Below are 12175 nucleotides of genomic sequence, written 5' to 3' on the forward strand. Positions count from 1 at the left end.
AATCTATTTAATCATCGACTCATATACCCTAACCATCTGTAGCCGTACTGCATGTACAGTTCTTAATTCTGAATATTCTCAGAGCTTGACCAGGCTAATCAATCCCACTCCGACCATGATTACCATAATGCCAGCCAATAGACGAAGCCATTCCCCTGGGCTCTTCTTTTCCCTGAAAATCAGAATACTGCCAACGCAGGAGATGGCGATACTCGCCTGAGAGATGGGAAAACTGGCAGCGACCCCAATAAGCCCATTCGAAATAAATAGCGCCAAATTCGCTACGCTCCACGACAAACCCGTAGACAAATTGCGCAGCACCTGAACCAAATGGAGCTTCTGCCCTCCCTTACAGTTCATTAAAAGCGCTGAACACAACATGCCAAGTGATTGCGGTAAGATGACTGACAGACCGGAGACATGAAAGATTTGATTAATAATAACATACAAGGTTAAGGCTATACCTGAACAAACCAACATGACAAGAATTTGAAGGGGCAAGGGCTTGGACAAACCACTTGATCTCCCCTGATAGCTCGTCAGCAAGATGCCAGACAAAATAAATATAAGCGCTGCTGATCCAATACCAATTTGGTACCCGGTCGTCCATTCGCCCAAGATTAGTGCTGCAAAAAGCGTCGTTCCCATGAGTTGCAGCCCGCAAATAATAGGAATGGCCGTTGAAACGCTTACTTTCTGGAAAGCTTGAAATTGAAGCAACTGTCCTACGGACCAAAACACACCAGAGACAAAGCTCACAATAAATGGTGTGACTTGAAAGTTAACAGGTGAGTACGAATACAGGCACAGTGCGAACAATACGGCACCGATGACCGTCCCCGTCAGTTGCTCGCGAGGACTGGCTTTTGTCAGTTGCGCCAGTATTGGCATGAATCCCCAGCCTATGGCTGGAATAAAGGCAATGAGTGTATCCACATGCAGTTCCCCTCTCGTAAAGTGAGTTCTTCCGTGCAATCCTTTAAAATACCATGCAGGAAAAACCAACAGCTTTACGATATCAAAACAACCCTACCTCAAGCACCAGTATTTTTAGAAGATATATATAGTAAAATCAAAGAGTTTTCTCACGATAAGCGCTGGGGGAAATGCCCATCATATTTTTAAATGCCCGCGAAAAGGTCAGTTGATCCGAGTAACCGACAGAATTGGAGATTACTTGAATAGAGTAACTGGTATCCTGTAACAGCTCGCATGCCTTTTTAATCCGAATGTTCATTAAATACTGCTTCGGTGTTTCACCTATTTCCTGCTTAAAAACAGAGGTCAAGTAATTTGGGTGAAGTCCGAGATACTCTGCCACCTCACTAATTTGAATGCCACCGTTGTAGTTTTTCTCCATATAGTTGATAGCTTGAACTGAATAGGGAAGCTCTTCTTTCACAGGCATCGTTTCACCTGATTCATGTACCAACTTGGCGAGAATATGGCACAAATAGCCCTGAATAGCCAAGGATGAAGAAAGTGTATTATTCCCTATACGAAGCATTTCAAGAATAGTCGAATGAAAAAAAGTGATGTCTCCGATACTTACCACATACGGATTATCCTGAACAAGAGAGATATTCTGCAAGTACATTTCGGATTTGATCCCCATAAACCCTACCCAGCTGTACTCCCATGGCTCGTACTCATCAGCTTGATAATAAGCGGCCTTATTGGCAGGGATTAAAAAAGCCTGTCCCTTCTCTATGTTATATGTTTCCTTATCTAATACCAGCTTGCCTCTACCCTTTAATACAAAGTGAATAAGATTGAAATCCCTGGCGATAGGTCCGAAATCCTGGTTGGGAGAACAAGGCTCCGAGCCACAATTATACAGAATTAAATCTGTAATATTTTTATGCTTTGAACTGGTACGTGTATCTACAAATTGAATCATATTGTCACCCATCCCTAACCTCCATGCTTCAGAATTTTATAGTTAACCAAAGGGCGGTGTCCTCGTAACAAATATAGCATAAATTAAGAAGCATATCCTAAGACCTAAAATGAAACCTTAATCCGTAAATGTATGCAATAATCTTTGTTTTTACTATCTTCTACTTTAGAAAAATCATGTACTCCTGCCACAGCTTTTGTTATTCTGTATCTCAAGATAACGCTTACAATTTCTCATAACAAAATATCATAACAGGCTGTTATGATCGTCAATTTTTGAAAGGGGTTAAAATATGCTTACTTCTGCATCTGCAAAAAATAACGACAAAGTCAGTTTAAAAACACTTATCTCTTACTCACTGAGTAGTTATGGGATGAATGTTATTTACAATTTAACCGCTGTTTATCTCATGTTCTTCTATACTGACAGCTTCGGATTGAATGCGCTTGCAGTCGGAACATTGCTGATGGTGGCACGGGTGATTGACGCGGTCGTTGACATCTTTATTGGCATTGCAGTCGACAACACGAATACGCGTTGGGGGAAATTTAGGCCTTACATGTTCATCGGGGCTTTCTTGGTAACACTCACCACCTTGGCGCTTTTCCTCAGTCCGGACCTTTCTTCCGCCGGGAAGCTGGTTTATGCCTATGTTACCTATATCGCTTGGAGCATTAGCTATTCCATATTGGACATTCCGTATTGGTCACTGTCCGCCGCCATAACCAAAGATGCTGCAGAACGAACCAAAGTCGTGACTGTCCCTCGTACGGTTGCAAGTGCCGGCTTATGGACGGTCAATGTCGTAGCGCTTCCCCTCGTCCATTTCTTCAACGGATGGGCTGGAGCCGTTGCTGTACTTTGTGGTCTGTTTTTCGTCTGCATGATGTTTACGGTGTTTGGCGTAAAAGAAAAACACGTAGTGCCTCGACATGAAAAACAAACGTTAAAAGGAGTACTCCGCCTTTTCTTCATCGAAAACCGACCTTTGCGGCTGTTGATCATCTCGTTTTTTATTATCGAAATGACTGCCAACATCCGTAATGCGTTTACTCTGTATTATTTTAAATACAACCTAGGTGCCGAAGCATTCATTCCACTGTTTATGGGACTAACCGTGGGCTTTCAAATCGCAGGCAACGTCGCAGTTCCGTTCATTGCCAAGTGGATCGGCAAAAAAGGCACTAGCATAGCAGGGGTGCTAATCACCTCCATATCCATGATAGCTCTTTTCTTCTGCGGCAACTCTATTGTACTTGTCTTTATTCTCAGCTGTATCATTTCTTTTGGCGTGGGGCTGAACTATGTTGTCATGTCCACAATGCTAGCAGATTGCGTCGATTATGGAGAGTGGAAAACAGGAAACAGATCAGAGGGGATGGTTTTCTCAGCTAACGTTTTTCGGGCCAAATTGGCGGCCGCAATCGGCAGCGCCGTGGGTGGTTATGCGCTAGCGTTGGCGGGTTACCAGCCCAATATAGTCCAAACAAATACAACCCTTATTTGGCTCACACTACTATTTACGATTATTCCGGGGGTTCTGACATTTCTCTCTGTATTTCCAATGAAGAATTATGAGCTAACGGAAACAATGAACAGAAAAATTGTCCAGGAGGTTCGGGCAAGACGGGAACAAGGTGAACTATCCGTACAGTAACCGGATTTGGTCCTTCAGGTAAGGTTGAGGGTCGAATAAAGCTTTTCTTAAACACATCATTAAAGGAGTCTTCCATACGAACTTATCCAAGTCTGACAGAAGCTGAACTGCATACCTAGACCAATTTGACCGCTTTATCGAACGCAGCTACCGCCCCGTGCGGCGAATTCAATTGACAGGCGCCTGGGGCAGGGAGCGCCTTCAGCACCGAACAACGGTACGTCTAGGTGCACAGGCCATGGAATGGTCTATCAAAATTAGCGGTCATTACAAATAGAATTTCACACTAAGACCACTGCCTATTGCCCGGGGAATGAAATACAAAAACCTAAAATAAAGCCAAAAAGGATCGCCTAAACATCAGGCAATCCTTTTTATCTATGCTTCACATAAAACATAGAAAGTGCTTTGAAGCACCCCTTCGAACAGCAATCAACGGAACATCCCCCATAGCTTGATCAGATGGAACGTATTGGACGGATCAATTTTTTGTGCCAATACGAAGGCGGTCAGTTGCTCCTCCTGTGTAGCCGTCAATCGCTCGTTTAAAATAGCAGAAGTGGTTTTCACAAGATGGCGCACCTTAGCTTTGTTTTGCAGATCTGCTTTGGTCACGCCCTCAATCTGCTGCTTAACCCGCTCCTTGAGCACACGATTTTTCATTTTCAACTTAATCCGCTCCACCAGTTGCGGACTAATTCCATATTGCTGATAGCTCATGTTGCCACACCTCCCATATCATTCGGTCATTCCCAAATATATGACGGCCAGCCTGTCCATTGTGCCTATCTGTTAAAAACGTTTAGAGCATCCTCATCATTCATCATGGGTCAGTCGATAAGATCCCCTTGGAAAATCTGCTCTTTTTGCAAATAACCGCGAAGTGCTTCATACTGCGGAGATGTCCAAAAAGAGGAGTCTTTGATCAGATCAGTTGCATCCTCACGCGCCTTTTCCAGCACCTCAAAGTCCGCTACCATATCTGCTAACCGAAACTCGGGCAACCCGCTTTGTTTGGTGCCAAAAAAGTCCCCCGGCCCTCTCAAATCCAGATCACGTCTAGCAACCTCAAAACCATCGTCCGTATCGGTCATAACCTTCATCCGTTCCTGACCAACCTCCGACTTAGGATCAGCGATGAGTACACAGTATGAGGCATGTGCGCCCCTTCCAACACGTCCACGTAACTGATGCAACTGGGACAATCCAAAGCGATCTGCATCCATAATGATCATTAGCGTCGCATTGGGCACATCTACCCCCACCTCTACAACCGTGGTTGAAACAAGTAGCTGAACCTCATTTGCATAGAAGGAACGCATAACTTCTTCCTTTTCTGCAGGAGTCATTCGTCCGTGCAACAGCCCAACGCGATAATGTGGAAAAGCCTGCTGCATTTGGATATGCAGATCGATGGCATTCTGTACGTCCAGCTTCTCTGACTCTTCAATCAACGGACAAATCAGATAAGCCTGCCGTCCCTGATCTACCTCACGAGAAATAAAACCGAGCACTCGATCCATCAGTTCGTGCTTCACCCAATACGTAGAAATTGGAATACGTCCCTTGGGCCGCTCTGATATCGTAGAAACATCCATATCACCAAAAGCAGTAATCGCCAGCGTACGCGGGATCGGTGTGGCCGTCATGGTCAGTACATCGGGATTGTAGCCCTTGCGGCGCAGTACACTACGCTGGTTGACTCCGAACCTGTGCTGCTCATCCGTCACAACTAGTCCAAGCTGGCGGAAATACACATCCTCCTGAATAAGGGCATGCGTGCCCACCACAATATCCAGCAGACCCATTTGAAGAGCGGCAAGCAACTCCTTACGCTTCTTCCCAGTTGTACTTCCTGTCAGTAATCCCACGCTGATTCCAAAGGGTTCAAACAGCTTGTGAAGCGACCGCATATGCTGCTCGGCCAATATTTCGGTTGGCACCATCAGTGCTCCCTGAAAACCAGAACGTACTGTTGCAAATAAACCGATGGCAGCAACCACTGTTTTCCCCGACCCAACATCCCCTTGAAGCAGACGGTTCATACAATAAGGTGAGCGTAGATCATGCAGTATTTCAAGCTCAACCTTCTTCTGTGCATCCGTTAATTCAAAAGGCAAAGCCCTCACAAATTCACGGATCGTGGCGTTATCCACCGTATGCACCACCCCGTCCGCTCGACCACGATTTAACGCCCGGAATGCCTGCATTTTCAGCTGGAATAAAAATAGCTCCTCATACACCATTCGTCGCCGAGCCTCTTGTCCCTCTCGATTGTCCTGAGGTTGGTGTATACCTGCAATAGCCTGCTTGCGTGGCATCATACTATACTTGCGTACCAGCAGATCTGGCAATATCTCGGGAATCATTTCACCAAACTGCTGGAGTGTCTGATTCATTGTTTTTCGCATCCAGCTCTGCGTAATCTTGCCACCTATAGAGTACACCGGTTGAAGTGTCCCTGAACGGGCCACTCCTTTATCAGGGAACTCAGAGTCTGCAACAGTCATCTGCATTCGCTTAAGATCCCATTTACCAGTCACCACAATTTCACGACCTGATGTTAGCTGATCCTTCAAAAAATGCCGATTAAACCATGTTGCAGTAAACATCCAATCCTCAGCCATCAATTTACAAGTCAACCTTGATTTGCGCCCGTAACGCTGAAGCACCGGAATGCCCATAATTTTCGCCTGTACTGTAATCTTATCTCCGTCCTTCACTTCGCTTAGCGAGCGCAGCCGGTAATCTTCATACCGAAACGGATAATATTCCAGCATATCTTGCACGTTAGAAATGCCAAAAGCGTGAAGCTCTCCCTCTTTGAGAGCACTCACGCCGTGTATTTGTTTTAATGGTATTTGATCCAATTGCAGCATATTACCTCTCATCTCCGGCCGGCCATGCAAAAATACCAATCGTTCCTGGTCCCACATGAGTTCCGATCACAGCGCTAAGTTCAGTATATATTTGATCGCCCAGCTCAAAATGCTCTGCCAGCTGAGCCACGAACGCTTCTGCCGCCGAGCGATCTGCCGTATGACCCACAGCAATATTAATTTTTTGGCCTTTTAAATCCCGCTCCAGCAGTTCAATAATTCGTGCTGTCGCTTTTTTATTCCCTCTCGCCTTATCAGCCGAATAAATAATACCTTCTTTGTCAATCGAAAGAATTGGCTTAATGTTAAGCAACGTACCAACCATAGCCGCTGCCTTGCCAATACGTCCGCCTTTTTGCAAGTATTCCAGTGTATCCACCAGGAAATACAAACAACGGCGTTCCCCAAGACGTTCCACACCCTGAATAATTTCAGTCGGGGATTGCCCGGCAGCCGCCAGCTCTGCAGCATAAACCACGAGCATACCGTATCCGTACGAGGCCGACTTGGAATCCATAACGGTCACTCTATCTTCATGCTTCTCCAACATGGATTTGCCTAGCAGAGCAGACTGGTACGTTCCGCTCACACCGGAGGATAAATGGATCGAGATAATTTGGCTCTCGGGGTATTGCTCCAACAGCTCCGTATACGTCTCCAAAAAACGGGCTGGTGATGGCTGTGACGTTGTAGGCAGTTCATCAGCCCGTACCAGTTCGCTGTAAAACTGTGCAGCTGACATCTCAATACCATCCAGGTAAGCTGTGCTACCGAACATCACTGTCAATGGTACAATGACTATGCCGAGACGATCTGCTATTTCCTGTGGAATATCAGCCGTGCTATCCGTCAAAATGATAGTTCTCATCAGTCAGACCTCCTTTGTAGTGGACTACCATGGGCGTGCTAAAGCACATCAGGTTTCCACTGAGAACAGATAAGGATAAATCGGCTGACCACCTTCATGAACTTCCACTTCAACATCCGAATAATTTTCTTCAAGCCACGCAACAAGCTGATCTGTCTCTTCTTGTTTTGCATCCGAACCTGTAAGAATCGTAACAATTTCATCGCCATTCACCAGCATTTTCGCCAGCAAAAGACGGGATGTTGCCATTAATTGCTCCTCAGTCGCCACAATTTTAGAATCCTGAATACCAATGTAGTGGCCCGCTGTAATATGCAGGTCATCAAGTGTCGTATCCCGTACCGCATAGGTCACTTGTCCAGACTTCACACGGGTAACTGCGTCCCGCATATTATCTTGGTTTACCTCAAAGGCTTCTTCCTCTTGGTAAGCAAATGCTGCTGCAATGCCCTGAGGAATTGTTTTGCTCGGAATAACCGACACCAAACGTTCCACCTCTAGCAATTCACGCGCTTGTTCAGCCGCCAAGATTATATTGGAATTATTCGGCAGAATAAAAATATGTTGAGCCGCAATCGAGCGAGCCGCATTAACGAAGTCCTCTGTGCTCGGATTCATTGTCTGACCACCCGAAAGGACAACATCAACACCCAAGCTTCTGAAAATATCAGCAATCCCTTCACCAGAAGCCACAGCTATAAAGCCAAAGGGTGCCAGCTCATGAGCTGGAGGCTCAGATGGCTCCTCCTCACGTGCAGGCTCTGTTGGTATTTCAGCAAACCACTCAGGCTCAGGAGCACCATCCATACCTGCAGACAGCAAATCACGATGCTGCTCGCGCATATTCAAAATTCGAATCTGTGTAATTTCCCCATAACGCAGCGCAAGATTCAAGACTTCACCTGGAGCCTTAGAATGCACATGAACCTTGATAACATCATCGTCTGAAATAACGATAATCGAATCACCATCTACTGACAACGCTTTCCGGAAAGCTTCCTCATCAAAATTTGTACCTTGCGCTTCGCCCAATTGTCGATTAATAAAAAACTCCATATCATACAAAAATTCAATATTCTCCGTTTCGAGCTTCGCCTGCGCAGAAATCGGCGCATCTGGGGACGGAGCAACAGGCGCAGAAGTAGGTCTCTCCGATACATAAGGAGCAAAAACCGGATGTACATTATCGCCTTTTGAAGTTGGAGATGTCACCAATCCGCTTCCAAGATGCTGCATAAACCCTTCATAAATATACACAAGCCCTTGACCACCCGAGTCTACAACCCCTACTTGCTTCAGTACAGGGAGCATGTCCTGCGTCATGGCAAGTGTTTCCTTTGCTTTGGCAAGCACTTCTTCCATCAGTTCTGTGATGTCGTTCGTCCGGCGCGAGAAAAACACAGCATGTCTGGCCGCTTCCTTCGCTACGGTAAGAATTGTACCCTCCACCGGCTTAACCACCGCCTTGTAGGCCGCATCCACCCCGCTCTGCAATGCCGATGCGAACTGAAGGGTATTCAATTCCTCGTATGGGGCAGCGTAACGGCTGAAGCCACGGAACAACTGAGACAGGATAACCCCTGAATTGCCGCGGGCCCCCATCAGCAAGCCTTTGGATAAGATGCCGGACATGACACCGATGGAGGAAGAATCTCCTCTCTTCAATTCCGTTACGCCCGCGCTCATCGTCAGATTCATATTGGTTCCCGTATCACCATCTGGCACCGGGAATACATTTAGTGAATTGACATGCTCCGCATGCTGCTGTAATTGTTCCGCCCCGGCTAAAACCATCGCGGTAAAGTCTGTTCCATTCAAAGAACGATTACTCAAGAGAATTCCCCTTCCTAGCTTAATACAATTGTTTTACAATCCATCTTCACAACACTTGTTCAAGGTTTAATTGAATTATACTAAAGCCAGACGACGAATACGAATGTCACCCTTTCGTAAGCTTCCGTAACCATCCTCTGGTTTCTTTCTACAGCTCATATAATATGAAAAACCAGTCAACTACCCAACAAAAAATCATTGGCCGGAATGATGATTATGGTCCCGCCTCTGAACTGCCCGGCATGACTGGAATAAGAATTCACATTCCATTAAAAAACAAAATAGTCGCAGCAATAGCTATCCCATATTGTACTATAATGCGAAAGAGAAATAAATAAAGTTTTTGAATCAGTTGACGGAGCTTTTTTGACTATGATATTATATTTAAGTATTGTTTTGTTCAGGTTAGTGACTTATAAAGTCCGGCTGACCCAGTCGGCCTGAAGAGCGACCCATTCCATATGGAGTTTGGTTATTTTCAGAATAGGAGGTGGAATCATGTCTCGTAAATGTTCTGTAACAGGCAAAAAGCCTGGCAGCGGTAACCACGTATCTCACGCTAACAACCGTAATCGCCGTACTTGGGGCGTCAACGTACAAAAAGTTCGCATTCTCGTTAACGGTAAACCGAAACGCGTTTATGTCAGCACTCGTGCATTGAAAGCCGGTAAAGTGACTCGCGTGTAGTCGTAAAAAAATATCGTTATAAACAAAAGGCACCTCGTTTTAAACGGGTGCTTTTTTGATTATTCGAATAATATCCCACTGATTCAAGAGGACAAAATGTCAGGCACCTTCCCGCGCGTTTCTGTCGTTTACTGCCGAGCTATCAATCTGCTGTGCCCGGGAAGCGTGCCTCCTGTGTACCTTTAGCCTTCATCCTACATCCTGTGTTAACGTTACTTTGATTTCAGTTCTTCTGGAATGTATTCAAAATGGCTTTGACGAATCCACCCAGAAATTTTGGCAGCTTGATTGTGTAAAACTTCATGCCTCACCCTCCCCATCATCCTCCTGCATCCGTTCTCTGTAGTTTATGCAACCTGTCAAGGGTTGTTGCCCCACAAAAAAAAGGCTACATGAGAATCCCGCTCATGTAACCATATTTATGCACAACCATCCCAGGCTATACCATCAGACAAGTCCGTGAACATAGAGATATGCTGAGAGTATAAAAATAAACAAGATATAATAAAGCACACTACACACCACAAAACCGATGCGCAAACCACGCCGTTCATTTTTACGAAAATAAAACAGGACAATAAGAACAGCCAAAAGTGAAAGAATGGCATTCCAAGGTGTCTTCACTAGCGAGAAACAACTGAGGGTCAAACCGGTCATCATACTCGCTAAGGTCATCCACAGTGCTTCAGTTAGCTTCACTTGGACAAATGAGCGACACTATCCCGAATAGCAGTAATAGCCGCTGCACGGTCCGCTCTGCCGTATACTGCACTACCTGCCACTAATACGTCAGCACCTGCTTCAAATACGGCTGGTGCCGTCTCTTCCGCAATACCTCCGTCCACCTCGATATGTACGTCTGGACGACCCAATTCGTTCAACCAAGCACGGATTTGTCTGATTTTATTCAACGTCTCTGGAATGAAGGACTGGCCTCCAAAACCAGGGTTAACCGTCATTACAAGAATCATATCCACATTGGGCAGCACTTCTTTGATCGCGTATGGTGATGTCCCCGGATTGAGAGCCACTCCCGCCAGAGCGCCTTGCTGCTTGATCAAGTGAATGACACCATGCAAATGAACACAGGCCTCCGCATGAACCGTGATGATATTGGCTCCTGCCTTTACGAAATCACCGATATAACGTTCAGGCTGCTCAATCATCAGATGAACGTCCAGTGGGAGAGTTGTATGCGGCCGAATAGCCTGAACGATAGGGGGGCCCAGTGTAATATTGGATACAAAATGACCATCCATAACATCAACATGAATCCAGTCTGCCCCCGCTGCTTGGACTTCCGCGACTTCACTGCCCAAACGAGCAAAATCAGCGGATAAAATCGACGGTGCTATTTTTAACATATGCTCAATACCTCCGCTTTTTTTCTTTTAATTCCTGATAAAATTGCAGATAGCTATCATATCGTCCTTGTGAAATATGTCCCTCTTCCAAGGCCTCTCTTACTTTACAGCCAGGTTCGTGAATATGCGTACAACCTCGAAATTTGCATCCTTCTGCATATTGTTGGAATTCTCGAAAACAAGGCGATAACTCATCTACACCCAGCTCCAAAAAATCCAGTTGGCTAAACCCTGGTGTATCTGCTACAAACCCACCGTTGTCTAATGGAATCAGCTCCACATGACGAGTCGTATGTCTTCCTCGTCCCAGCTTATTGCTGATGGCGCTCGTCTCCAGCGTTAACCCGGGCTCCAAAGCATTTAGCATGGAGGACTTTCCTACACCTGACTGACCGGAAAACACGCTGATTTGGCCAGCCAACAGCTTCTTGAGCTCAGCCGTCCCCTCTCCGGTACGGGCGCTGGTTACCAGCACCTCGTAACCGATCTTCCGGTACATTTCCTGAACCTTCAGCACCGTATCATCCTCTGAAGGGCTGTCTTCATACAAATCGCGCTTGGTCAGACAGATAATCGTATCCAGCCCGGCGTGCTCAATATGGACTAAAAATTTGTCCAGTAAAGGCAGGTTTAAATCCGGCTCACGCAGGGAAAACAGCAACACAGCCAGCGTGGTATTAGCCACAGGAGGGCGAATTAGCTCCGTCGTACGCTTTCTAATCTCCTTGACCATACCTTCCCCGTTTTCAGTCAGTTCGTAAACGACCCGATCACCGACAAGGGGCGTAATCTCTTTTTTCTTGAAAAGGCCACGTGCTCTGCATTGTACCGTAGCTTCGCCGGATACCGGACGCCCATCCTGATCCAGGCTGGAGACATAATAATATCCGCTAAGCGCCTTGACGATCAGACCTTCAGGCATGTGTAAGATGTCCTCCTTCATAATGTTCAAGTTTCATTGTGTGGAACAGGTTAAGCTTCTTTCTC

Annotated in this window: 11 protein-coding genes; 2 read left to right on the forward strand and 9 right to left on the reverse strand. The window is 45.9% G+C overall.

Annotation, left to right across the window (positions count from 1 at the left end; all coding sequences use genetic code 11):
- Window positions 1-78 precede the first annotated feature (78 nt).
- Both ACU1JV_RS02740 and ACU1JV_RS02745 read right to left on the reverse strand, forming a co-directional pair.
- Window positions 79-936, reverse strand: a complete 858-nt coding sequence (locus ACU1JV_RS02740; RefSeq protein WP_058829805.1) for a GRP family sugar transporter — start codon at window positions 934-936, stop codon at window positions 79-81.
- Window positions 937-1072: 136 nt separating this feature from the next.
- Window positions 1073-1912: an AraC family transcriptional regulator gene (locus ACU1JV_RS02745; protein WP_058829806.1), complete on the reverse strand. Its 840-nt coding sequence runs from the start codon at window positions 1910-1912 to the stop codon at window positions 1073-1075.
- 280 nt (window positions 1913-2192) lie between these two features.
- Between ACU1JV_RS02745 and ACU1JV_RS02750 the strand changes: the two genes are divergently transcribed.
- Complete coding sequence (locus tag ACU1JV_RS02750) at window positions 2193-3557, forward strand: glycoside-pentoside-hexuronide (GPH):cation symporter (protein WP_058829807.1); 1365 nt, start codon at window positions 2193-2195, stop codon at window positions 3555-3557.
- 432 nt (window positions 3558-3989) lie between these two features.
- Here ACU1JV_RS02750 and ACU1JV_RS02755 read toward each other — a convergent pair whose 3' ends face one another.
- The 4 genes from ACU1JV_RS02755 to ACU1JV_RS02770 all read right to left on the reverse strand — a co-directional run bounded on the left by ACU1JV_RS02755 (window position 3990) and on the right by ACU1JV_RS02770 (window position 9137).
- A complete protein-coding gene (locus tag ACU1JV_RS02755) occupies window positions 3990-4277 on the reverse strand; it encodes a stage VI sporulation protein F (protein ID WP_013371835.1) in 288 nt (95 codons plus the stop codon).
- A gap of 110 nt (window positions 4278-4387) precedes the next feature.
- On the reverse strand, window positions 4388-6436 hold the full coding sequence (gene recG / locus ACU1JV_RS02760; RefSeq protein WP_064962888.1) for an ATP-dependent DNA helicase RecG: 2049 nt from the start codon (window positions 6434-6436) through the stop codon (window positions 4388-4390).
- A 1-nt stretch (window position 6437) separates the two neighbouring features.
- Window positions 6438-7304 carry a DegV family protein gene (locus ACU1JV_RS02765; RefSeq protein WP_413986596.1) on the reverse strand — a complete coding sequence of 289 codons (867 nt, stop codon included), beginning with the start codon at window positions 7302-7304 and terminating at the stop codon, window positions 6438-6440.
- Between the two features lie 48 nt (window positions 7305-7352).
- Window positions 7353-9137 carry a DAK2 domain-containing protein gene (locus ACU1JV_RS02770; protein ID WP_013371838.1) on the reverse strand — a complete coding sequence of 595 codons (1785 nt, stop codon included), beginning with the start codon at window positions 9135-9137 and terminating at the stop codon, window positions 7353-7355.
- Between the two features lie 498 nt (window positions 9138-9635).
- Here ACU1JV_RS02770 and rpmB point away from each other — a divergent pair, with 498 nt between their 5' ends.
- Complete coding sequence (rpmB, locus tag ACU1JV_RS02775; RefSeq protein ID WP_013310881.1) at window positions 9636-9824, forward strand: 50S ribosomal protein L28; 189 nt, start codon at window positions 9636-9638, stop codon at window positions 9822-9824.
- A 223-nt stretch (window positions 9825-10047) separates the two neighbouring features.
- Here rpmB and spoVM read toward each other — a convergent pair whose 3' ends face one another.
- From spoVM to rsgA, 3 genes are all read right to left on the reverse strand, one after another.
- A complete protein-coding gene (spoVM, locus tag ACU1JV_RS02780) occupies window positions 10048-10128 on the reverse strand; it encodes a stage V sporulation protein SpoVM (RefSeq protein WP_010345573.1) in 81 nt (26 codons plus the stop codon).
- Between the two features lie 391 nt (window positions 10129-10519).
- Window positions 10520-11188 (reverse strand): ribulose-phosphate 3-epimerase, encoded by a 669-nt coding sequence (gene rpe / locus ACU1JV_RS02785; RefSeq protein ID WP_013371840.1) that lies wholly within the window; start codon window positions 11186-11188, stop codon window positions 10520-10522.
- A 4-nt stretch (window positions 11189-11192) separates the two neighbouring features.
- Window positions 11193-12110 carry a ribosome small subunit-dependent GTPase A gene (rsgA, locus tag ACU1JV_RS02790; RefSeq protein WP_165079662.1) on the reverse strand — a complete coding sequence of 306 codons (918 nt, stop codon included), beginning with the start codon at window positions 12108-12110 and terminating at the stop codon, window positions 11193-11195.
- Window positions 12111-12175: the final 65 nt, after the last annotated feature.

The sequence above is a fragment of the Paenibacillus sp. T2-29 genome (assembly GCF_052921365.1).